This window comes from Pseudomonas sp. R3-57 (genome assembly GCF_051132065.1).
Lineage (GTDB): Bacteria > Pseudomonadota > Gammaproteobacteria > Pseudomonadales > Pseudomonadaceae > Aquipseudomonas.
In genome coordinates, this window is the sequence record NZ_CP071655.1 from 2485102 (window position 1) to 2507358 (window position 22257).

Consider the following 22257-nt stretch of genomic DNA (forward strand, 5'->3'; position numbering starts at 1 on the left):
GCGCTGCGCCTCAGACGATATCGTCGATCAGAATATGGTGCAGCCCACGGCTGCACTGTTCGATCCGCGCTTCAACCTTGTACACGCTGCGCAGCATCTGCTCGGTGATCACCTCACTGCTCGGGCCACTGCCCTGGGTGGTGCCATCAGCGATGACCAGCACCTGATCGGCAAACCGCAGCGCCTGATTCAGATCATGAATCGCAATGAACACAATCACCTCGCGTTGCCGCGCCAGGCTACGCATGAAGTTCAGCACCTGCACTTGCCGATGCATATCGAGGGCGCTGGTCGGCTCGTCCATCAGCAGGATTTCCGGTTCGCGCACCAGCGTCTGTGCGATGGACACCAGTTGCTGCTGCCCGCCACTGAGTTCACCGAGGTTGCGAAACGACAGGGCGGTGATGCCCAGTGCGGCGAGAATGTCGTCGACCAGTTTCAGTTCGTCATCGTGGACGACCCAGCCCGGCGTCAGTTGTTTGCGCGCCAGCAGCACCGATTCGTACACGGTCAGGCGGGCGCTGGCGTTCAGGCCCTGGGGCATGTAGCTGATCCCCGTCGGGCCTTTTTTCGAGTCCTGCAGGATCACTTGGCCGGGGCCGTCGATCAGCCCGGCCATGCGCTTGAACAACGTCGATTTGCCGGCCGCATTCGGCCCGACCACGGCCACCACCTGACCACCCAGAAACGCCGCGGTGGAGACGTCGCGGATGATCTCGCGCTGGCCATAGCGGGCGCCCAGATTGTCCAGTTGCAGCTTCACCATGAGTTTTTCTTCCCGCCGAGAATCAGTGAAATGAAGAACGGCACGCCGATCAGCGAGGTGACCACGCCGATCGGGAAGATCGCGCCGGGAATCAGGGTCTTGCTGACCACCGAACTGGCCGACAGAATCAGCGCGCCCGTGAGCAGCGAGGCCGGCAGGAAGAAGCGCTGGTCTTCGCCGATCAGCATGCGTGCGATGTGCGGGCCGACCAGGCCGATGAAGCCGATGGTGCCGACGAACGCCACGGGAAACGAGGCGAGCAGACTGACCATGATCAGCGTCTGAAAGCGCAGGCTGCGCACGTTGATGCCGAAGCTCGCCGCCTTGTCGTCGCCCAGGCGCAGGGCGGTCAAGGCCCAGGCACGGCGGGCGAAAATCGGCAGGGTGATGAGGATCACCAGACAGATGATGCCAAGTTTTGGCCAGGTGGCTTTGGTCAGGCTGCCCATGGTCCAGAACACTACGGCGGCGACGGCTTGCTCGGTGGCAAAAAACTGCACCAGCGCCAGCAGCGCGTTGAAGGTGAAGACCAGGGCAATGCCGAGCAGGACAATGGTCTCGGCGGTAACCCCGCGGCGCATGCTCAGAAAGTGAATCAGCAGCGCCGAAAGCATAGCCATGATGAACGCATTGAGCGGCACCATGAATTGCGCGGCCAGCGGAAACAGCGCGACGCCGAAGGCCAGGCCCAGCGCAGCGCCGAAACTGGCGGCGGCAGAAATGCCCAGGGTGAACGGGCTGGCCAGCGGATTGTTGAGGATCGTCTGCATCTGCGCGCCGGCCAGCGACAACGCCGCGCCGACGGCCACTGCCATCAACGCCACGGGCAGGCGAATGTCCCACATCACCACGCGCACTTGCGGCGAGGCGCTGTCCGGTGAAAACAGCGCGCCGAGCACTTCGCGCAGGCTGTAGCTGGCCGGGCCGAGCGCCAGATCGAGCAGTACGCTGCACAGCAGCAGAATTACCAGCCCGGCGAGGACCAGGCGTTTGCGCAGCACCAAGCGGCGATAGGTTTCGCGCTGGACTTCCACGGTGTCGGTCATCGAGCTCATGGCTTGACCTCGGTCTCGCCCAGGCTGACGAAGTAGCCCGATTCGTACGGCACCGGCAGGAAGCGCTCATGCAGTTCGCGGAACGCTGCGTCCGGGTCGAGATCGGCGAACAGCTCCGGGTGAAACCATTTAGCCAATTGCTGGATGGCAACGAACTGGTAGGGGCTGTTGTAAAACTGGTGCCAGATCGCGTGGAAGGCTTGATGCTCCTGGGCCTTGATGCCGGCGTAGGCCGGGCGCTGGGTGTACCAGGCGAGCTTTTTCCGTGCCTGCGCCATGTCCGCGCCGGGGCCGACGCCGACCCAGTGACCACCGGGGGCAAACGCTTCCCAGTTGGCGCTGGTGACCACCACATGCGACGGATTGGCGACGATGACTTGCTCGGGATTCAACTGGCCGAACGTGGTCGCAATGATGCCGCGCGCGACGTTGTTGCCGCCGGCCATGTCGACGAACAGGCCGAAGTTTTCATTGCCGAAACTCAGGCAGCAATCATCGGTGTAGCCGCCGATGCGCTCGATGAACACGCTCGGGCGAGGCGGGTGCTGTTTTTCGATGACGTCGGTGACGCGATGGATCTGCTGGTTGCGAAAATCGATGAACGCTTCGGCCCGTTGCTCCTTGCCGAGCAACTGGCCGAACAGGCGCATGGTCGGCTCGGTGTTCTGCATCGGGTTGTTGCGGAAATCGACGTACACCACCGGGATGCCGAGGGCGTCGAGCTTTTCGATGTAACGCGCATCCTCGGTGGCGTGCTGCGCCTCAATGTTGAGGATGATCACGTCCGGGCGCTGAGAGATGGCCTGCTCGATATCGAAGGTGCCATCCTCGAAACCACCAAAAGTGGGGATTTTCGCGATGGCCGGGAATTTGCGCAGGTACGCGTTGTAGGTGTCCGGGTCGGACTGGATCAGGTCCTTGCGCCAGCCAACGATGCGTTCGATCGGGTTCTGTGTATCCAGCGCCGCGACCAGATACAGCTGCCGGCCTTCACCGAGGATCACCCGTCTGACCGGCAGATGCACCTTGACCTTGCGTCCCAGCAGGTCGGTCACCTCGGTGCGCGCAGCGTCGCTGTCAGCGGCGTCAGCACTGGGCAGCACAACGGAAAGCAGGCTCAGCACGCCTGCCAGTAACAGCGCAGCAACCGCCTGGCTGCGTCGATCGAAAATCGCCATGGTCCAACCTTTGCCAAAGTCAGCGCGGCCCTCGGCGCCTGCCGTCGCCACGCTGAACGTTTCAGAAATCGACAGTAGCCGACAGTAATAAAGTGCGCGGGGAGCCCTGGGAGAACGCGCCGTAAGAGGCGACGCCCGACCAGTACTCTCGATCGAATACGTTCTGCACCGTGGCGCGGAACGTGGTCGGCCGCTCATCGATGCGCGTGGTGTAACGCGCACCGACATCGAAGCGCGTCCAGTCATCGAGTTTTTGCGTGTTGGCCTGGTTCACGTACTGGCTGCCGGTGTGGATGGCGCCACCGGTCAGGGTCAGCCCTTCAAGCCACGAGGTGTCCCATTCGGCCCAGAGGTTGGCCTGCACCGACGGCACGCCGACCGGCTTGTTGCCGCGATTGCCGGCCACGGCGGTTTTCGTCAGTTCGGCGTCCAGCAGGGTCACGCCACCGAGCAACCGCGTGCCCGGCGTCACTTCGCCAAACACGTTCAGCTCGAGGCCGCGGTTGCGCTGCTCGCCCTGCACCGAAAACACCCCGGCGGCCAGTTCGCCGCTGGGCTTGGTGATCTGGAACAGGCTCAGGGTCGAGGTGAAGGTGCCGTAGTCGGCCTTGACGCCGAGCTCATGCTGGCGCGAAACGTACGGCGCGAAGATCTCCCCGGCGTTGCTGGCGGTGGAGGGCGCGATGTCGCCCTTGCTCAGGCCTTCGATGTAGTTGTAATAGAGCGCGACGTGGTCCCAGGGCTTGATGACCGCACCGAACAGCGGCGTGGTGCGGCTGTCGTCGTAGGACGTGGTGAGCACGCCGCTGGGGTTGTAATTGTCCGATTTGATGTTCTGCTGGCGCACGCCGAGGGTCATCTGCGCGCGGTCGTCGAGGATCGACAGGGTGTCGGCGAGGGCCACGCCGGTCAGTTCGCTCTCGGAGACTTTCGGCGTGGCCGGCTCAGGAATGTAAGGCTCCGGGCGATCCACGGGGTGATAAATGTTCGACAGGATCGGCGCGGCGGAAATGATCCCCCGTGACAGCACATCGCGATAACGGCTGACTTGCACCGCGGTGCGGTGGCTGACTGGCCCGGTGTCGAAGCGCAGCCGCGCCCCCGTGTCGACGGTGTAGCGCTTGACCTCGAATTTGTAATAACCGGGCGTCGAAGACGTGTCGCCAGCCGGGTTGATGATGGTCGGGGTCTGGTCGGACATGCGCGCCACCGCCGATTTGCCGCCGCCGGCATGGGCGAACACCGTCAGCGCATCGCTGAGGTCGTATTCGCCGCTGAGCAGCGCCGAGGTGTCTTGGGTTTTCGACCAGCCCCAGTCCTGGCTCACGCTGGTTCGGCCGTTGGCGGCGGAGGGAATGTCCACGCCCGGCGCAATCAGAAACGGCCGCGAGGCGGCATCGAAGCGTTCTTTCTGCCGCAACCAGTCGAAGCTGGTGCGCAGGCGCTCGCCTTGATAATCGAGGGCGATCGCGCCGATGTCGACGTGGCGCGACTGCTTGTCGATCGCCGTGTCGCCCAGTTGCGTACTGCCATTGATGCGCACACCGAAGCGCCGCTCTTCACCGAAACGCCGGCTGACATCAAGGTGCCCGCCGAGCTGCGCATTCATCGCGTAACTGGCCGTGAAACGGCTCAGGTCTTCGTCCAGCGAACGTTTCGGCACCACGTTGATCACGCCGCCCACCGCGTTGTTGGGGGACATGCCGTAGAGCAGGGCGCCGGGCCCTTTGACCAGTTCGATGCGCTCGGCGTATTCCGTGAATACCCGGTAGTTCGGCGCGACGCCGTAGACGCCATCGAACGCCAGTTCACCGAGATTGCCTTCGCCCACCGGAAAGCCGCGAATGAAAAACGAGTCGACGATGCCGCCGGTCTGCCCGGTAGAGCGCACCGAGGAATCGCGTTCCAGCACATCACCGACGGTGACGGCCTGTTGATCCTTGATCAGCGCCGAGGTGTAGGTGCTGACGCTGAACGGCGCATCCATCACATCGGTGTTGCCGAGCAGGCCCAGACGTCCGCCGCTGGCGACCTGGCCGCCGGCATACACCGCCGGCAGCGCATCGCTGCGCCGGTCGGTGCCGAGCACCGCCGTTTCATCCAGCGTGACCCGACGCGCAACCAGCGTGTAACTGCCGTCGCTGCGCCGCACCATGTCCAGACCACTGCCGGCCAACAAGCGATTGACCGCTTCCTGGGTCGAGTAGCGGCCGATCAGCGCCGGGCTGCTCAAGCCGTCGGTCAGTGCCGGCTGGAACGACAGGGCAATGCCGGCGTCCACGGCAAAACTCGACAGGGTCGCACCGAGCGGCCCGGCCGGAATGTCGTAGGCACGCAGGGCGAGCGTATCCAGTTGCGCAGGCTCGCCGGCGAGGGCCAGCGGGCAGGCGACAGCGATCAGGACAAGGCTCAGCAACGCACTGCGAATAGCGGGGTTGAACGGACGATCCGGGCGCAGGAGGCGTGCAGCGGGCATGGATGGATGAGCCTATGAACAGGACGAAAATATGCATCTCCCCCATAGCCAGTCGAGATCGGAAAAAGTATCAGCGCGGCGGCAAATATTTTTCCGCTCAGGCGCGGGAGAGCATGACCCAGTAGCCATTCAAGTGGCCGCTGACCAGAATCGGGTAGGTTTGCGCCAGCATGTTCAAGGTGCGCTGGCTGTCGCTGATCGGGTAGGCGCCAGAAATGCGCAAGTCGGCAATCGCCGGATCGAGGCGGATGAAACCGCGACGATAGCGCGTCAGTTCCGCGACGAAATCGGCAAGGCGCATCTTGTCGGCCATCAGCATGCCTTGACTCCAGGCACCGGCGTAACGGTCGGTCGCACTGACTGCGCCAAAGGTCGAAGACGAGAAGTCGGTGCGCTGCCCGGCGTTGACGATCAGTGGCGTGTGCTGGCGATTGTCCGCGAGTTCGACTTTTACCGCGCCTTCCAGGACCGCGAGGTGCGTTTGCGGAGGCAGCGCGCGCACGGTGAATCGCGTGCCCAGCGCCTGCATCCGGCCCTGCCGGGTCGTGACCACGAAGGGCCGCGCCATCGGTGAGATATCCGCTGCCGTCTGCACCAGTATTTCGCCTTCGCGCAGGTGGATCAGGCGCTGACTGGCGTCGAACAGCACGTCGATGGCGGAGTCGGTATTGAGGGTGATTTTTGAGCCGTCGGCGAGGGTCAGTTCGCGTTGCTGGCCGACGGCCGTACGGTAATCGGCTGACCATTGCTGGGTTTGCGCAAGCTTCCAGCCGCCCCAGCCGGCCGGGACCAGCGCCAGCAGCAGCGCCAGTTTGCCAATCGCCGCACGGCGTTCCGGGCTGCTGGGTCGGTCGAGGGCCGACATGGCCAAGGACGGCGGCAGGCCACCCAGTTTGCCCTGCAACAATTGCGCACGGGCCCAGGCGCGCGTGCGCTCGGGGCTGCTGGCTTTCCACAATTCCCATTCGCCGCGTTCGCGGTCGCTCAGCTCGCGCTCGCTCATGCGCATCAGCCAGTCAGCGGCTTCTTCCAATGCCTGAGGAGCGGGTTGCGCTTCATTGCGCCGGGCGAGCATTCACTCCACCAGCAACAGGCATTGCACGAAGGCTTGCTTCATGTAGCGCTTGACGGTGATCAGCGATACGCCCAGTTGCTCGGCAATGTCGTCGTATTTCAAGCCGCTGATCTGCGACAGCAGGAACGCCCGTTTGACCAGCGGTGGCAGGGCGTCGAGCATCGCGTCGATTTCGTGCAGGGTTTCCAGCACCATGAAACGCAGTTCCGGCGACGGCACCTCGGGCGCAGGCAAGTGCGCCAGTGCATCCAGATAGGCGCGTTCGAGCGCCTTGCGCTGATACCAATTGACCAGAATGCCCTTGGCCACGCAGCTCAGGTAGGCGCGCGGCTGCTCGATCACCGTGACCTGCGAGGCGAGGATGCGCGTGAAGGTGTCCTGCGCCAGATCCGCCGCATCCATGGCGTTACCCAGTTTTTTTCTCAGCGTCGCGTACAGCCAGCCGTGATGGCCGCTGTACAGGGCTTCGATCGCGCGCAGATGCTTGTCGTTATTCGCGGGAAGGGTTTCGCTCATGGCTGCAGATTTTCATGCAATTGAGAAGTATTCCCAATGCTAGTTTACAAAGCCTGTGCGATGCAAGCGCCGATTGGCCTGCCGTTTCAAAGGTGCGGCAGAGCGCGTAACGCGGCAATCATCGCGTCGATTTCCGCTTCGGTGTTGTAGGCGTGGAGCGAGGCGCGGCTGACTTCCAGCAAGTCTCTGTGCTGCATGTCCAGCAGGGTCGAGCGAAAGGTTGAAGTGCTGACGTTGATGCGCTTGGCCTGCCCGGCCAGCCACTGTTGCACCTGCGCGGCGCTGTGCTGGCGATGACTGAAGGTGACGATACCGGACCTGTTCATAGGCGGATCCTGCAGCGTGAAGCCGGGGATTTGCCTCAAGTGCTGGCGCAGATAATCGGCCAGTTGCTGGATCCGCAGCCACATCGGCTCGATGCCTTGCGCCAACGCGTACTCCACCGCCGCACCAAGACCGAGTTTCGCCGCGACATTGCATTCCCAGTTTTCGAAACGTCGGGCATCAGCACGGACCGTGTAGCTGTCGGCGCTTTGCAACGATGCCGCGTGCAAATCGAGAAACACCGGCTCAAGCTCCTGGCACAACGCTTTTTCGATGTACAAAAAGCCCATTCCACGCGGGCCGCGCAAGTATTTGCGGCTGGTGGCGGTGAGCATGTGACAACCGATCTTCTGCACATCCAGCGGCATCTGCCCGGCGCCCTGGCAGGCATCGAGCAGATACAGCACGCCGGCCGCCCGGGCGAGGGCGCCGATCTGTTCGATCGGCTGTACCGGCCCGCCGTTGGTGGCGATGACGGGCAGCGAGATCAGCGCCACCCGGTCATCCTCGAGCATCTGCTGCAATGCCGACAACGAGACCCGACCGTGCTCATCGTTGGCAATGATGCGAATCTCGATACCGCGCTGCTGTTGCAGTTGCAGATAAGGAATGTAGTTGCCGGCGTATTCGGTGGCCGACGTCAGCAGCACATCGCCGCGTTGCAACGGCAAGGAATAGAAGGCCATGTCCCAGGCACGCGTGGCGTTCTCGATCACCGCGATTTCATCCGGCGCGGCGTTGAGCAAGCGCCCGATCGACCGGTAGACCTGCTCGACTTCGGCCGCCTGGCGCCCGGCGGCTTCATAGCCGCCAAGGCTGGCTTCGAGCTGGATATGCCGGGTCACGGCCTCGATCACTGGCGTCGGCATCAGCGCCGCGCCGGCATTGTTGAAATGGATCAGTTGCGCGACGGCGGGAGTGTCGGCGCGCAGTTGTTCAATGTTCAAGACGTCACCCTTGATCAGTCCGCCGGCGGTGCGGCATTCGGTTGCATCGCCGCAGGCCAGTAGCGCAAGGCGATAATCGGGATCAGCGCGACCCCATAGGCCAGGCACACGAACAGGTAGGTGTACTGCAAACCGTAGACCTGACTGAGCAGGCCGCCAGCCGATATCCCGGCAATCGAGGCGAATTGCGCGGTGCCCTGCGCGATACCCAGCACATGCCCCTGTTGCGAGCTGTCGGCGGTTTTTGAGATCAGCGCCATCAGCACCGGGGTGGTCGCGCCGAGCAGTACGCCCCAGATGAAATAAGCCACGACAAACACCAGCGGATTACGCGTGACGCCTGCGACAGCGGTCAGCGCGATGCAGCCGATCACCACGTAGGTCATGCGCTGCAGGGTGTCCTGCTGGCCGCGGTGCTCGAAATAGCGCGACCATGCCGTGGCCGACAGGATGAAGCCCAGCGCCAGCAAGCCGTAACACAGGCCGACCACCGAATTGCTCACCTCGAACACCGAGCTGACGTACAGCGAAAACGACGTCTGCGGGAGCATGCGCGCCAGCAGCAGAATGCCCATCACACCCAGCAGCGAGAGCAACGGCGAGCCTTGCCAGAGACTGGCGCGGCGTGCGGGTTTCGCGGATTCGCTGACCACGGGCTTCTTCACTGGCGGCACGTCCGGCAGCGTCACCGCGGCGATCACCGTACACACCGCGCACAGTGCCGAGGCGATGATGTTGATCCAGAAGAATGTTGCGTAATCGAGGATCAGCCCGCCGACCACCGCCCCAAGCAGCGAGCCGACGTTGGTCGAGATCTGCAGGATCGCGAACAGCCGTGCCCGTCGCGACGGCGCTTCGATACTCACGCCATACGCCTGCGCCGGGGCGATGTAACCGGCAAAGGCGCCCTGCAGGAAACGCAGAATCAGAATGGCCCAGATATCACTGAACAGGGCCAGCCCCAACTGGGTCAATGACAACCCGGCGAGCGCGCGGATCATCATCAGCTTGTGACCGTAGCGGTCACCGATGCGGCCCCAGAAGGCACTGGTCAGAATAATGCCGAGCATCGGCCCGACATACACGGCGATGCTGGCGAAGCTGAAAACCGTTTCGGAGTCGGTCAGCCCACGCAGGTGGACAGGCCAGAACGGCCCGCTCATTTCCATCGCGCCCATCGACACCAGCTGGATCGCGAACAGAAGATAAATCAGGATTCGTACACGTGAACCCTGGATGGCACCTGCATGGGACATGAGTCGGCCTCGGTTAAACGCTGGCGAGCGGGTTGCTCAGGGTATGTTGCAAACGATAGTTGCTGTACTGCATCAGATGCATGCGCAGCAACGAACGCGTTGGCCAGGGCTCTTCGACGAACGCGCGGTGTTCGGTTTCCCAGATTTGCGGCGCGACGCGCTCGCGCACCGCGTCGAAGGCGAGGTCGGTTTCCTCGCGCAGGATTTGCCAGAGTCGCGTGTCGTTCAAGCCATACTCCTTGGTCAGCCACAGGGCCAGTTCATGCAGGTGCGTGAGGAACGCCGCATCCAGGACAAACATGCGCACCGGCTCGATGTCACCGCTGAACACCGTTGGCAGGATACCCGGCTGGACATGCGGTTGCAGGCTGTAGCCGCGGCCTTCGAGCAGCGGCGCATAGGTGCGGCCATCGCCAAAATCGCGGATCAGCAGACTACGTGCTTTACCGTCGGCAGAGAACAGCACCATGGTGTTTTGCTGATGCGCTTCCAGGCCGATGCCATACAGCAGATAGATCGCCACGACCGGGTGGGTGACCACTTTCGCATATTCGCGGTACCAGCTTTCCACCTGCGCGGCAGTGGCGCGTACGCCGTCACGTTCGATCAGGTCGGTGAACAGCGGGCGATCGTTGCCGGGCAAACGGGTGAACAGCGACGCCACGGTAATCGGCAGGCAAGCGTCGGAGCGTTCGAACGCGGGTGCACTGGCGCGATAGACCACAGACAGATGCCGGCCGGGGTGATCGTCCTGGGTGACGGCGTTCTTGTAGCGCACACCGATCTCTTCCGGGAAGATTTCCAGGCGTTGGTCGAAGCCGTTTTCGGCTTGCAGAATCTGGCTGATCACCGTGCTGATGCGCGGCCCCATGTGAATCGACTTGGCTTGCAGGCTGCGCAGTTCGCTGGTCATCCACACGGCGATCGGCAGCTTGATCAGCGGCGCACAAACGTCCAGAACCGGCATCATCGTGCGGTAGGACATGGTCGGCAGCGTCACAAGGTCCGGGCCGTCGGTGATCAGGATCCCTGCTTCGATTTCCGCGGCGAACGTCTTCAGCACGTAGGCCTGCAAATGCCAGCCGTGAATCGGCAGCGGCAGCCATTCGCGTTCATCCAGACCCTTGCGGTTGAGCGCCGCTTTCCATTGTTCCCATTGCGCGGGGAAGCTGGCGGCGAACCAGTCGTGGTAGCTGCTCACGTGCGGCATGCTTTCGCTTTGCGCATGTTCGGCGCGCAACGCGGCGATGCGCAGCGGCACCTGCGCATTGAACTCGGGCGACAGTTGCGCGACTTCCTCATCGCTCAGGCCCGGCCGGGCTTTCCAGGTCGGGTAATACGGATGGCCTTCCAGCGAACCCCACTGGTCGAGCAGGATCGCCGCGTCTTTGGTGCTTGCGTGCTGGCGCAGGTAATCGGTGAAACTGTCCAGCCCTTGATCCTTCGCGGCCTGATGCAACCGCGCGTTCCACTGCTGGCGGTGCTGACGGGCGTGAGCGTCGTTGGTCAGGCTGTTTTCCATGTCGGCCTTGAGCCCGGCCACGCCTTCGTCCGTCGGCGCGAAATCGAAGCTGTCGCGCAGCACGTCGAGCATGTCCTGATGGCTGGTGATGGTCTGGCGTACGCCTTCGTCGGTGACCAGCACTACCTCACCGTCGTTGACGATGGTGTCGGCCGGACCTTTGGCAATCTCGGAAAACGCCAGGTGCGCGCGGCCGCCCTTGAGCGGGTAGGTGGCCTGGTTGCCGCCGGCGCAAAAGCTCAGGGCGGCACGGTCGAGAATGTTTTCCGCAAACAGGCAGCGCACCAGACGGCGCATGGCGTTGCGGCGGGAGTAGGCGATCAGTGTCTTGAAGTCATCCATATCAGCGGTCTGCTCGTCGAAAATGAGTGAAAAGGTCATGCCGCAGCGCTGGCCGTGTGTGGCCATTGGCGCGGGAAATAGTCGAGGGCCGAATCACGCAGACCGTGCATATAAGCCACGCTCCACTGCAGGACTTCCTCGATGTGGGGCACCTTGATTTCGAAGCGCCGGGCCATCTCCACCAACAGCACCAGGCCGTAGGCGACGTCTTCGTTGAAGGCACGGCTTTCGCGTTCGATCACGTAGCCCGCGCGGTTGTCGGCAGCGGGCACCATCGGCGCGAGAATGTCGTTGTAGGCCTGATTGGTGCGCAGGATCGAAAGCATGCTGCTGGTGTCGCGGATCTGCTCGCCATAGGCCTCGACGATTTCCTGCTTCAGCGATTTCACCGACGACAGGTCAATGCCCAGACGCTGGCTGATCACCGCGCAGAGCGCCTGGCTTTCCTCGTCCATGCGCTCGAGAAAGTACGCGCCCAGCTCCGGGCATTCGGTCCACCAGCACATGCGCTGCGGGAAGATCTTGCGATGCCACTGGCCGTACGGGCCGATCAAGCCGTAGATCACCGAGCTGTGCATGATCGGGTTGCCCGGCGTCAGGGTGATTTCCAGATAGTGCTCGAGCAACGTTACGCAGGGGCCATACAGTCGCGTGAGAATGGCCTGAAGCTGATGTCGCGACGCCTGCGATTCACGGGCGTGGGTTGCCACGTACAGCTGGCTTTTGCCGCCGCCCATTTTGATCGAGCGCCCAGGATTCAGCTCGAACGCAGTGTGCGGCACATCCTTCATGCCCCAGATCACCACATTCGGCCGCTCGGGCAGCGTCGCCTCGGCCAGCCAGTCGAACCCGCAGAAGCCCGGAATCGCGCCGACATACACCGGCTTGTTCGCACTCAGGTGCGGGGCGATGGCTTGCAGGGTTTGCTGGCGCACGTGAGCGGGCACGGTGATGATGACCAGATCGGCATCTTCCACCGCGCTACGCGCATCCGCCGTGACCCGGTCGAGGCGGGCGCTCAGGCACGAGCCATCCGGCAACAGCGCTTGCATCGGCGTCTGCCGCGCGTGCTCTTCGAAGACCTCGGGGTTGTGGGTGAGCAGCGACACCTGCACATCGGCCAGTTGCTTGAACAGAATGGCGTTGAGATGGCCGGTCCTGCCGCCACCACAGATGGCGACTTTCAACAGATTCATCGAGAGGCGTTCCTGTGTAAAGGATGGGTCATGCGACGCTCAGTTGCAGCGGCGCGGAAACGGATTCCAGCCATTGGGTCTTGCCCAGCCAGATGTCCAGTTGTGCGCCGATGCCCGGATCGAGCAGGTCGCGCTCTTGCAGCCATTGGTCGTCGAATACGGTGTGCAGGTATTTCTCGCCGCCATCGGCAATCGGCACCACGACATTGCCGCGCAGCACACCTTTGTGAATCAGCTCCAGCGCCTTGAAAATCGCCCCGCCAGTCGAACCGCCCACCAGCAAGGCAAAGTTGCGGGCGATGTAGCGTGCGGTTTCGAAGGCTTGCGAGTCGGTGACCTGCACGCCCAGATCGATGCAGCTGTAATCGAGCACCAGGCCCACGGTGTCGCCGGCCGGAGTGCCGGTGCCCGATTGGTAGTAGGGATAGCCGGGATGGCCGAACACAATCGAACCGGCCGGTTCGACGCCGACGGTCACGGTGTCGGGGTTGTGCACTTTCAGGCCGCGCGCAATGCCGGTCATCGAACCGCCCGTGCCGACACAACCGACATACGCACCGATCAGGCCCTCGGCCTGGGCCACGGTTTCGCGGACGAAGTCGCTGTAGCCGCCGGCATTCGCGGCATTGTCGGACTGGTTCATGAACACCGCGCCGGGAATTTCCGCCGCGAGTTCGGCAGCCAGGCGCTGGCGTTCGACGACGGCGACTTCGTCCTCGCGGTAGGTGCCTTTAACGAAACGAACCTCGGCGCCGAGCGCCTTCATCACCGCGATCTTGTCCTGCGCGGCGTGGTGATCGACCACAGCGATGAAGTGCAGACCGAACTCGACCGCCGCCATGGCCAGGCCGATCCCGGTGTTGCCGGACGACGACTCGACCACCACGCCGCCGGGTTTCAGTCGCCCGGACTTGAGTGCCGCCAGCACCATGTTGCGCGCCATGCGATCCTTGATACTGCCGCCGGGGTTGTTCTTTTCAACTTTCAATAACAACCGGGCGTTGGTATCCGGTACATCAATAGCCAGCATCGGTGTATTACCGATAAGGTCGGAAACTTTATTCAAGATCATTTGGTTAGTCCCTTCAGTAGTCAGGTGTGAACGCGTAATTACCTTCCGTACAACAGGTTGCGGTTAATCGCCGGGGCAGGGGATGGCGATGAAACTGGTTTTCCAGCAAGTCCATCTGATAGCCGGCGGTATTGATGTAAATCAATAAGTCGCCGCTTTCGGGGCGTGTTGCGAAGTTGATCAAACGATAACTGATGACGTCGTCGTCGAGACAACTATGCCCGGCAATATAGGCCTGGCTCGGGGCGGCGGGGCGTGGTTCTGCGCTGATCAACAGCGGATCAACCAGATATTCCGAGGCGAACCAGGTTTCGCAGGCGCTGAAACTACTGCCCTCAACAAAGATGACGGTTTTGTTGTCGGCAAGCTTTTTTGTCCGGGTGATGCGGAAGATCGAAATCGCCGCCTGGTCCACCAGACTTCGTCCCGGTTCCAGTGCCAGTGTTATTGACTGTTCCCGCAAGTAAGCGGCAATTGACCGTCCCGGCGAATGTTCGGCTTCGAGGAATAATGTCAGCCATTGTGGCGCCGTCAGGTCGCTGCCGTAGGGGTAATAATCAGCCGGAACTTTATGGTTGTAATAGTGGCTGGGGTTATTGTCGTTTTGCAGGAAGCCGGCATAGGTCTGTGGCTCTACATAGCGAATCGGTAATCCACCGCCAATATCAATCATCTGCGGATGGAGGCCCATTTCCCGTGCCGCTTCGACGAATCCGGTGACTTCCCGAAACGCTTGAGCGCGGGATTCGAAGCCGTAGCCGCCGAGGTGAAAATGAAACCCTTCGAAGCGGAAAATCTCAGGGTGTCTGGCCAATCGTTGCAGGCATTCGAGCAACTCTTCTGCACCCATTCCAAAACGGCTTTTACCGCTGTTCTTCGGCCGGTAACGCAGCAGAACCCTTGATTTTACTGGGCTTGGTTGCGCTTTCAGTACACTGCGCAGGTGGTCGAATTCCTCCAGCGAGTCCAGGCAAATCAGCGAACCGGCACTGATCAGCGCCTGGTGGAACAGCGCCGTTTTCGCCGGCCCGGTGGCGCAGATCTTCGCGCCGGGAATGGCAGCGCGTAGCGCGTCCTGCAGTTCGTGAAGGCTCGACACGTCGACACCGATGCCTGACTTGGCTGCGGCGCCGAGCAGGCTTTGCGACTTGTTGGCCTTGGCGCCGTAGAAGATTGCGTGGGCAATCTTGAACCGTTTCAACACGTTCATCAGCGCTTGTGCATTGGCTTCAAACGCATGCGGCCAGACCAGATTCAGAGGGGATCCGTGTTGTTCCAGCAAATTGCCCAGTGTCTTCGGGAAGTGCTTGATAAACGTGGTAATAACCGGATCGATCAATGGCTGTAGCATGAGCGGATGATGGACTTTATTGTCCTGCTCGGAAGTTGCGGTATTTATTCCAGGCATCGTTAACCTCTGGCGCGGAAAAATAACTTCGCCATAGCAATATCGACAACAAGCCGTTATCGAATCATGAAGTGTCGCTGCTCGTCAGAGACGGGTTTTTATATCGGCAGGTGGCGGATGCCAAATGAAGGCAGTGGTTGGATCCGATATACCCGACGTCATGAATAATTCATCAAGCGCTTGCATAAGAACCCCGATCCATAAGGTTTGCACGAATGTGCTAACTGGCCATTAGTTCTCGGCCAATACTCTTGGAATACCAAGACTGATGTTTAAGTGACATCAGCTGAGCGGTATTTTTCCAGCTGTCACTGACTTGCTTTGAAACGCCGATAGTTCCTGTTGGCGGCGTGAACAATATTGCGAACAGGAACGATTATCAAGTAAGGTTTTCAAATATTTTTGAATAAAGCCCAGCGCAAGACGAACCCATGAACGTGTAATAACACGCTCAAGGACTCGTTCGCCCGCAAATAAAAACAACGGTTAATTGCTTGATAGAAAAGGCATTAACGGTTGTCGCGACAAGCCCCGCAACGGCAGGCGAAAAGTCCCGTTCGAGGGCTGCGGGAATCTTCCCAAACCACGACTGGTTCACACCAAGGAGCAACGCCATGCAATCGGATCGACTCAACCGCAAAACCCGGCGCGCAATCAGCTACCTGTTCGTGCCGGGCAACCGTCCCGAGCGCTTTGCCAAAGCGGTCGAAGCAGGGCCGGACGCGATCATTCTCGACCTCGAAGACGCCGTTCATCCGGACAGCAAGGCCGCCGCCCGCGCGGCCATCTGGGCGTGGCAGGAGAGCGCGCCGAGCGTTGCCTGCGAGCGCTACATCCGCTTGAACAGCGTCAGCAGTGCGCTGTTTCGCCAGGACCTGACCTGGCTCAGCGACATGCGCTATCCCGAGCGCTGCAGCGGGATTTTCCTGCCCAAGGCCGAATGCCCCGAGGCGTTGGCGGCGGTGGTCGAGCGCCTGCTGGCGTGGCAGCCGCAGTTGCACGTTGTCGCGATCATCGAGACCGCCAAGGGATTGCAACAGGTCGAAGCGATTGCTGCGGTTCCCGGCTTGGCGCGACTGGCGTTCGGCTCGCTGGATTTCGCCCTGGACATCGATTGCAGCCAGATTCCCGAGGCGTTTCTGTTCGCTCGCAATCGCATCGTGCTGGCGTCGCGCACGGCCGATCTGCCGGCGCCGATCGATGGCGTGACGCCGGCAATCAGCGATCTGACGGTGGTCGCCAAGGACGCGCACTACGCCCGCTCGCTGGGGTTCGGCGCCAAGCTGTGCATCCACCCCGGCCAACTGGCCACGGTGCAACGCGCCTTCCTGCCGGATTCGCGGCAGTTAGCCTGGGCCGACCGGGTGATGCGCGCCGTGGCCACCGGCAGCCATGCGGTGCAAGTCGATGGCGAGATGGTCGATCTGCCGTTGATCGAACACGCCCAGCGCCTGCTTGACGTCGCCCGCCAGCACGCGCCGATTGTTCGCGCCGATGCCTGCTGAATCGCGGCGCACAGGAGATCACCATGGCACACGGTTATCAGATTGCGCTGCGGCCGCTTTGCGAAGTGCTGCAGTCCGAGCAGGTCGATCCGGCCAACGTGACGATGCTATGCGAATCGATTATCCGCGCCGGGCATTGGCTCGAGCCGATCATCGTCGAGCGCTCGCGCGGCATCGTGATGGATGGCAATCACCGCTTCACCGCGGCGTTGCAACTGGGCCTGAAGCGAGTGCCGTGCATCCAGCTCGATTACGGCGATCCGCGGGTCTGCGTGCGGCACTGGCAGACCGGGCAGGTGTTCGAGGTGGAGCGGATTTTCCGCACCATCGCCCGTGGCGAGATGTTCCCGTACAAGACCACCCGGCACGCCTTTGACCCGGCGTTGCCGGTGGTGGCGATACCGCTGGAGCGCCTGTACGCCTGACCCGCAGCGAGTGCAAAAAAAATAAAACCGACTGCGGGTGATACTTTTTCGCAAATCGACTGGCAATAGGAGTGATTACCATTTTCCCTCGATGAAAAGGATCCTCACGTCATGCCTGTTGTCAGTCGTCCTTGCGGTGAGCGGGTGTTAACACTCGCTGTGCGTACCGCCATGCTGAATTTCGTTCTGGTCGCAGGAAGCGCCAATGCCTGGGCCGCTGGCTCCGGGCAGACCGACGTCGCCGCCCAGACATCGAACGCCGCGTCCACCGCGCCGGCCGATGACAGCAAGGACGCGCTGACCCTCGACACCACCAACATCAACGCCCGCTACAACAGCGCCACGGCGTTGCCGGAAACCCTCGCCGGAGGGCAGGTTGCGCGGGGTGCACGGCTGGGCATGCTGGGCAACAAAGACGTGATGGACACGCCGTTCAGCGTCACCAGTTACACCGCGAAAACCCTTGCCGACCTGCAGACCGTGACCGTCGCCGATGCGCTGGAGCGCGACCCTTCGGTGCGTTCGACCGGCCAGACGGGGGGCATCGTCGACTCGTTTTTCATTCGCGGCTTCCCGATTGGCGAAGGCAACCTCGGCGAGCTGGCGTTCGACGGCGTCTACGGCGTGGCGCCGAACTATCGGGTATTCACCGATTACGCCGAGCGGGTGGAAGTGCTCAAGGGCCCCGGCGCGCTGATGTACGGTATCTCCCCGAACAGTGGCGTCGGCGGGGTGATCAACATCGTGCCCAAGCGTCCGCTGGACGAAGACCTGACCCGATTCACCGGCAGCTACGCCTCCGACTCGCAGGTTGGCGGGCATCTGGATCTGAGCCGGCGCTTCGGTTCGGAGAACCAGTTCGGCGTGCGTTTCAACGGCAATCTGCAAGGCGGCGACACGGCAGTCGATGATCAGCACCGCGACCTCGGCGTCGGCGCCATTGCGCTGGATTATCGCGGCGAGCGTCTGCGCTTGAATCTTGACTACATCAGTCAGAAAGAGAGTTGGGAAGCCGCCTCGCGGCCCTTCACCATCGCACCGGGTGTCGACGTGCCGTCCGCACCGAACGGCCGCACCAACCTGCCGCAGGACTGGGGCTGGTCGGACACCAAGGAACAATCGGCGCTGCTCGGTGGCGAATATGACCTGAGCGACAACGTCACGGTGTTCGCTCACGCCGGCGGTGGCCGATCCGACGTCAAGCGCCTGTCCGATCAGGTGCCGAGAATCCTCAATGACGCCGGCGACACCAGCAACATTCCCGGCTACTACAAATTCAACGTCGACCGCTCGACCGCCGATGTCGGCATGCGCGGCGTGTTCGCCACAGGCCCGATCACCCATACCACGACGCTCATGGCCACCCGTTATCAGGATGAGCTGTCACGCGGGATCACCAACGGCACCGCGATCCTGTCGAACATCTATCACCCGGTCGACGTGCCGCAGCAGTACCTCAGCTCGCCGAAGGTTCAGCGGGTGTCCGAGTCGGAGCTGTCCGGTGTGGCGTTGACCGACACCTTGTCGATGCTCGATGACCGCTTCCAGCTGACCCTCGGCGTACGCCGCCAGGACATCGAGTCGCGCAATTACAACGCGGCCGGTGCGGTCAGTTCCAAGTACAGCGACAACGCGACGACGCCGCTGGTTGGTGTGGTGGTCAAGCCGTGGCAGGACGTTTCGCTGTACTACAACTATGTCGAAGGCTTGTCCAAAGGCGACATCGCGCCGGGCACGGCGAGCAACGCGGGCGAGACTTTCGCCCCGTACGAATCGAAGCAGCATGAGATCGGCGTCAAGTACGAACACGGCACCTTCATGACCACGCTGGCCTTGTTCCAGATCGAAAAACCCAGCGGCGAAATTGGCGCCGGTAATGTGTTTTCGGTGCAGGCCGAACAACGCAACCGCGGCGTCGAGTTGAGCATGTATGGCGAGGTCGCCAAAGGCACACGCCTGATGGGCGGCGTCACCGTGCTTGACGGTGAGCTGACCGATTCGGCCACGGCGGCCAATCGTGGCAACAAACCGGTCGGCGTGCCGGACGTGCAGGCCAACCTCTGGGCTGAATGGGATACGCCGTGGCTGGAAGGCTTCACCCTGACCAGCGGGGCGATTTACACCGACCGCCAATACGTCAACCAGGCCAACACCCAGGGACTGGATGCCTGGACCCGTTTCGATGCCGGTGCGCGTTATGCGACGAAAATCGAAGGCCGGCCGACCACGTTCCGCGCCACGGTGCAGAACGTCTTCGATCGCGAGTACTGGTCGGGCGTGGCTTCCTACGGCGCGTTTTCGCCGGGGTATCCGCGCACGCTGCAATTGTCGGCCACCGTCGATTTCTGATGACAGCAGCGGGGCAGTTGTCCGGTCATCCGGTGACTGCCTCTTCTATATAGAGAGCGGTTTGAGCATTTCAGAAAAGGAGTCTTCGTCATGTTGAACCATCCCGGCGTTGCGGCGCTTGTCGTTCGGCCCGCATCCTCTGCGCTGCCGCGCGAGTTCGATCGCAGTGCCAATCAACATATCCGTCAATTGCTGAGCCACTTCGGACTGCGCAGCAGCCTGATCCGCTTCAAGGTGCTCAATGCACTGCTGCTTGCCAGCCGTGATGGCTATTCAACGGGAGTCAACGGCGTGCATGCGTGGGTGGCCTCGTCGTCACCGCAGTTGTCGTTCATCAGTGTGCGTGAAGTGCTCAAGCGCCTGTGCCTCGAAGGCTTGATCACCCTGGAACAGGACAAGAACTACCGCTTCACCCGGCAAGCCCGGGCCATCCTGCAGCAACACGACCATTGCTTGTAGGCGCGGGACCAGCTGCGCCTACACCAGCCCGAGATACTTCACCGCGGCGGCAGCCCGCGAAGGCACATCCAGCGCGCGTAATAAACAAGACACGTGAATGCGCACCGTGAAGGGTGAAATGTCCAGCTCACGGGCGATTTCCTTGTTGGTCTTGCCTTGCGCTATCAGCCGCAACACCTCCTGCTGACGAGGCGTGAGGGCGCTGGCGGGTTCCAGCGGCAGCAAGCCTGACGGGGCAAACTTCACCAGTACCTCGCCCGCGCGGATCGCCAGAATCGCCTGACCGATTTCATCCGGGGCGATGTTCTTGCCGATAAAACCGTCAACACCCGCGCTCATGACCTCGCTGATCAGCGCCTGGTCATCGACCATCGACACCACGATCAGCGTGGTGCGCGGCAAGCGTCGGCGCAGTTCGGCGAGTTGGGTAATGCAGGTCAAACCCGGAAAGCGCAGGTCGAGTATCAACGTATCCGGCTCGCTGCCCAGCAGCGCGGTGACAGCGTCGAGGTCACCGGCCTCGTCGATAGTCGCCTCGGGGAGCAAGCGCTGCACAGTGCGCACCATCGCTTCGCGAAACAGTGGGTGATCGTCGGCTATGATGATCCGGCATGCCATGGCGCGACCCTCCCTGGGTCAAGCGTTAATCAAGGCTGGCACCTTAGCATCGGACGCGAAGGTTGCCTGTAGGCTGCTTCCGAAACTGACGAACGCTGCACAAGGACGTTTACATGAAATTCGAGAAAAACACCGAACTCGATCAGGCCAATCTGCGCATCATCATCGCGGCCATCGCCGTGGTTTACATGGTCGGGTTGAGCTTTGTGCCCGGCCATCGCGTCGATACCTACCTGCCGGTCATTACCTACATCAGCCTGTTTTTGCTGGCTTCCATTGTGTTCCGTCAGGCCATTGCGCGCTGGCCCGGGCATTATCCGGCGCGGCGGATTTTTGCCATGATCCATGATTACACCGGCACCTGTTTCGGTCTGGTAGTCGGCGGCGAAGCCGCGCTGCCGTTGTACGCGGTGATGGTCTGGGTCAACCTCGGCAATGGCATGCGCTATGGCTCGCGCTATCTGGCGGTCGCCACCGGTCTGGCGTTGCTGGCGCTGCTGGCGGTCTATCGCCTGACGCCGTACTGGCAGGCGCAACCGTTCATGGTCCTGATGTTGATGATCACCAGCACGGTGATCCCGTTTTACGCACACCTGCTGCTCGAGCGTACGCGCAAGGCGTCGGAGGAGGCCGAGGCGGCCAATCTGGAGAAGTCACGCTTTCTCGCCCAGGCCAGTCATGACCTGCGGCAGCCGATCCATTCCATCGGTTTGTTCACCGCGTGTCTGCGCGAGTCGCGCCTGGGCGATAGCGAACGCAGGCTGGTCGATAACATCGACCGTTCACTGCTCAACGTTTCGCAGTTGTTCCGTTCGATCCTCGACCTCTACACCTTGGATAACGGCCGGGTCGAAGCAAAAATGCAAACGCTGAACCTCGGTGAATGGCTCGCGGACATCGTCCGCCAACATCAGGAAGCGGCGCGTTGGGCGGGTGCCGAACTGCGTTTGCGTCCCTGTTACCACTGGGTCAGAACCGACCCGGCGCTGCTGGCGACCATGGTGCAGAACGTGCTCTCCAACTGCTTCAAATACGGCGCTCAGCGGCCGGTGCTGATCGGCGTGCGTAAGCGCGGGGCAGGGCTGGCTGTCGTCATCCATGACTGCGGCAATGGCATTGCCGAAGAGCACCTGCACAAGGTGTTTGAGGAGTTTTATCGGGTGCGGCAGGTACGCGATAAAGACGTCGAGGGTGTCGGGCTGGGCCTGTCGATCATCAAGCGTCTGGGTCAACTGATCGATGTGGACGTTGCTCTGCGCTCGCGGGTAGGGTGCGGCACGACGGTGACCCTTGGCGGTTTGCCAATCGTAGCGGCGGCGCAGTCACGGCTTGTCCGCGGTGAAGCGCGACAGGTGGGTTTGTTGACGGGGCTGAAGGTGTGTCTGGTAGAGGATGATCGCAACGTGCTGCTGGCGACGTCGACGTTGCTCGAGCGCTGGGGCTGTGTCGTGCAAGCCGAATGGTCGGCCGAAAACCTGGTCACCGACTGCGACATCCTTGTCGCCGATTATGACCTCGGCACCCATGCCACGGGCATCGAATGCATCGATGAAGTGCGCAGGCAGCGCGGTTGGGCGGTGCCTGCGATGATCATTACCGGCCACGACGTCGAAAGGATTCAGGCGGCCTTGCACGATCGGCAGATTGCGATTCTGTCGAAACCGGTGCACCCCGCCGAGTTACGCACGACGCTACGCGCCCTGCGTGATCGACGAGGCGAATCCACCGACAACGTTCTGACGTAAAGTCCGGTTGGGTCTGCGGGCTT

18 protein-coding genes are annotated in these 22257 nt (G+C 61.9%); 5 read left to right on the forward strand and 13 right to left on the reverse strand.

All coding sequences use genetic code 11. The features are described 5' to 3' along the window. Positions 1 to 10: 10 nt before the first annotated feature. The 12 genes from J3P93_RS11380 to J3P93_RS11435 all read right to left on the reverse strand — a co-directional run bounded on the left by J3P93_RS11380 (position 11) and on the right by J3P93_RS11435 (position 15133). Positions 11 to 766 (reverse strand): ABC transporter ATP-binding protein, encoded by a 756-nt coding sequence (locus tag J3P93_RS11380; RefSeq protein ID WP_434597429.1) that lies wholly within the window; start codon positions 764 to 766, stop codon positions 11 to 13. Beyond that, a complete protein-coding gene (locus J3P93_RS11385) occupies positions 760 to 1821 on the reverse strand; it encodes a FecCD family ABC transporter permease (RefSeq protein ID WP_434597430.1) in 1062 nt (353 codons plus the stop codon). The genes J3P93_RS11380 and J3P93_RS11385 overlap by 7 nt, the downstream gene beginning before the upstream one ends. Then, positions 1818 to 2999 carry an ABC transporter substrate-binding protein gene (locus tag J3P93_RS11390; RefSeq protein WP_434597431.1) on the reverse strand — a complete coding sequence of 394 codons (1182 nt, stop codon included), beginning with the start codon at positions 2997 to 2999 and terminating at the stop codon, positions 1818 to 1820. Before J3P93_RS11390 ends, J3P93_RS11385 begins: the two co-directional genes overlap by 4 nt. 61 nt (positions 3000 to 3060) lie before the next feature. After that, positions 3061 to 5475, reverse strand: a complete 2415-nt coding sequence (locus tag J3P93_RS11395; protein WP_434597432.1) for a TonB-dependent siderophore receptor — start codon at positions 5473 to 5475, stop codon at positions 3061 to 3063. A 97-nt stretch (positions 5476 to 5572) separates the two neighbouring features. Continuing rightward, positions 5573 to 6550, reverse strand: coding sequence for a FecR domain-containing protein (locus J3P93_RS11400; RefSeq protein WP_434597433.1), 978 nt, complete (start codon positions 6548 to 6550; stop codon positions 5573 to 5575). Then, entirely contained in the window at positions 6551 to 7066 is a 516-nt protein-coding gene (locus tag J3P93_RS11405; protein WP_186552243.1) for a sigma-70 family RNA polymerase sigma factor, read from the reverse strand. Between the two features lie 86 nt (positions 7067 to 7152). Then, the gene (locus J3P93_RS11410; RefSeq protein ID WP_434597434.1) at positions 7153 to 8337 is read right to left on the reverse strand and encodes an aminotransferase class V-fold PLP-dependent enzyme; all 1185 of its coding nucleotides are present in this window, start codon (positions 8335 to 8337) and stop codon (positions 7153 to 7155) included. 14 nt (positions 8338 to 8351) lie between these two features. Beyond that, positions 8352 to 9593: an MFS transporter gene (locus tag J3P93_RS11415; RefSeq protein WP_434597435.1), complete on the reverse strand. Its 1242-nt coding sequence runs from the start codon at positions 9591 to 9593 to the stop codon at positions 8352 to 8354. A 13-nt stretch (positions 9594 to 9606) separates the two neighbouring features. Then, a complete protein-coding gene (locus tag J3P93_RS11420; RefSeq protein WP_434597436.1) occupies positions 9607 to 11496 on the reverse strand; it encodes an IucA/IucC family protein in 1890 nt (629 codons plus the stop codon). Continuing rightward, entirely contained in the window at positions 11493 to 12653 is a 1161-nt protein-coding gene (locus tag J3P93_RS11425; RefSeq protein WP_434597437.1) for an NAD/NADP octopine/nopaline dehydrogenase family protein, read from the reverse strand. Before J3P93_RS11425 ends, J3P93_RS11420 begins: the two co-directional genes overlap by 4 nt. A gap of 28 nt (positions 12654 to 12681) precedes the next feature. Further along, on the reverse strand, positions 12682 to 13725 hold the full coding sequence (locus tag J3P93_RS11430) for a PLP-dependent cysteine synthase family protein (protein ID WP_206416182.1): 1044 nt from the start codon (positions 13723 to 13725) through the stop codon (positions 12682 to 12684). A gap of 13 nt (positions 13726 to 13738) precedes the next feature. Beyond that, complete coding sequence (locus tag J3P93_RS11435; protein ID WP_434597438.1) at positions 13739 to 15133, reverse strand: Y4yA family PLP-dependent enzyme; 1395 nt, start codon at positions 15131 to 15133, stop codon at positions 13739 to 13741. Positions 15134 to 15747: 614 nt separating this feature from the next. Here J3P93_RS11435 and J3P93_RS11440 point away from each other — a divergent pair. From J3P93_RS11440 to J3P93_RS11455, 4 genes are all read left to right on the forward strand, one after another. Beyond that, positions 15748 to 16638 carry an HpcH/HpaI aldolase/citrate lyase family protein gene (locus tag J3P93_RS11440; protein WP_434597439.1) on the forward strand — a complete coding sequence of 297 codons (891 nt, stop codon included), beginning with the start codon at positions 15748 to 15750 and terminating at the stop codon, positions 16636 to 16638. Between the two features lie 23 nt (positions 16639 to 16661). Next, entirely contained in the window at positions 16662 to 17063 is a 402-nt protein-coding gene (locus tag J3P93_RS11445) for a ParB N-terminal domain-containing protein (RefSeq protein ID WP_434597440.1), read from the forward strand. Between the two features lie 111 nt (positions 17064 to 17174). Next, a complete protein-coding gene (locus J3P93_RS11450; RefSeq protein ID WP_434597441.1) occupies positions 17175 to 19412 on the forward strand; it encodes a TonB-dependent receptor in 2238 nt (745 codons plus the stop codon). A gap of 90 nt (positions 19413 to 19502) precedes the next feature. Then, positions 19503 to 19871, forward strand: a complete 369-nt coding sequence (locus J3P93_RS11455; protein ID WP_434597442.1) for a fe2+ zn2+ uptake regulation protein — start codon at positions 19503 to 19505, stop codon at positions 19869 to 19871. Between the two features lie 18 nt (positions 19872 to 19889). Here J3P93_RS11455 and J3P93_RS11460 read toward each other — a convergent pair whose 3' ends face one another. Beyond that, positions 19890 to 20489, reverse strand: coding sequence for a LuxR C-terminal-related transcriptional regulator (locus tag J3P93_RS11460; RefSeq protein ID WP_434597444.1), 600 nt, complete (start codon positions 20487 to 20489; stop codon positions 19890 to 19892). Between the two features lie 113 nt (positions 20490 to 20602). Here J3P93_RS11460 and J3P93_RS11465 point away from each other — a divergent pair, with 113 nt between their 5' ends. Then, complete coding sequence (locus J3P93_RS11465; RefSeq protein WP_434597445.1) at positions 20603 to 22234, forward strand: ATP-binding response regulator; 1632 nt, start codon at positions 20603 to 20605, stop codon at positions 22232 to 22234. Positions 22235 to 22257: the final 23 nt, after the last annotated feature.

Bases quoted from the DNA above. Each gene is read 5' to 3' on its own strand.
- J3P93_RS11455 (WP_434597442.1), top strand. From the start codon at position 19,503: ATGTTGAACCATCCCGGCGTTGCGGCGCTTGTCGTTCGGCCCGCATCC.
- J3P93_RS11385 (WP_434597430.1), bottom strand. From the start codon at position 1,821: ATGAGCTCGATGACCGACACCGTGGAAGTCCAGCGCGAAACCTATCGC.
- J3P93_RS11440 (WP_434597439.1), top strand. From the start codon at position 15,748: ATGCAATCGGATCGACTCAACCGCAAAACCCGGCGCGCAATCAGCTAC.
- J3P93_RS11420 (WP_434597436.1), bottom strand. From the start codon at position 11,496: ATGACCTTTTCACTCATTTTCGACGAGCAGACCGCTGATATGGATGAC.
- J3P93_RS11405 (WP_186552243.1), bottom strand. From the start codon at position 7,066: ATGAGCGAAACCCTTCCCGCGAATAACGACAAGCATCTGCGCGCGATC.
- J3P93_RS11460 (WP_434597444.1), bottom strand. From the start codon at position 20,489: ATGGCATGCCGGATCATCATAGCCGACGATCACCCACTGTTTCGCGAA.
- J3P93_RS11465 (WP_434597445.1), top strand. From the start codon at position 20,603: ATGAAATTCGAGAAAAACACCGAACTCGATCAGGCCAATCTGCGCATC.
- J3P93_RS11425 (WP_434597437.1), bottom strand. From the start codon at position 12,653: ATGAATCTGTTGAAAGTCGCCATCTGTGGTGGCGGCAGGACCGGCCAT.
- J3P93_RS11400 (WP_434597433.1), bottom strand. From the start codon at position 6,550: ATGCTCGCCCGGCGCAATGAAGCGCAACCCGCTCCTCAGGCATTGGAA.
- J3P93_RS11395 (WP_434597432.1), bottom strand. From the start codon at position 5,475: ATGCCCGCTGCACGCCTCCTGCGCCCGGATCGTCCGTTCAACCCCGCT.
- J3P93_RS11450 (WP_434597441.1), top strand. From the start codon at position 17,175: ATGCCTGTTGTCAGTCGTCCTTGCGGTGAGCGGGTGTTAACACTCGCT.
- J3P93_RS11390 (WP_434597431.1), bottom strand. From the start codon at position 2,999: ATGGCGATTTTCGATCGACGCAGCCAGGCGGTTGCTGCGCTGTTACTG.
- J3P93_RS11445 (WP_434597440.1), top strand. From the start codon at position 16,662: ATGGCACACGGTTATCAGATTGCGCTGCGGCCGCTTTGCGAAGTGCTG.
- J3P93_RS11415 (WP_434597435.1), bottom strand. From the start codon at position 9,593: ATGTCCCATGCAGGTGCCATCCAGGGTTCACGTGTACGAATCCTGATT.
- J3P93_RS11430 (WP_206416182.1), bottom strand. From the start codon at position 13,725: ATGATCTTGAATAAAGTTTCCGACCTTATCGGTAATACACCGATGCTG.
- J3P93_RS11380 (WP_434597429.1), bottom strand. From the start codon at position 766: ATGGTGAAGCTGCAACTGGACAATCTGGGCGCCCGCTATGGCCAGCGC.
- J3P93_RS11435 (WP_434597438.1), bottom strand. From the start codon at position 15,133: ATGCCTGGAATAAATACCGCAACTTCCGAGCAGGACAATAAAGTCCAT.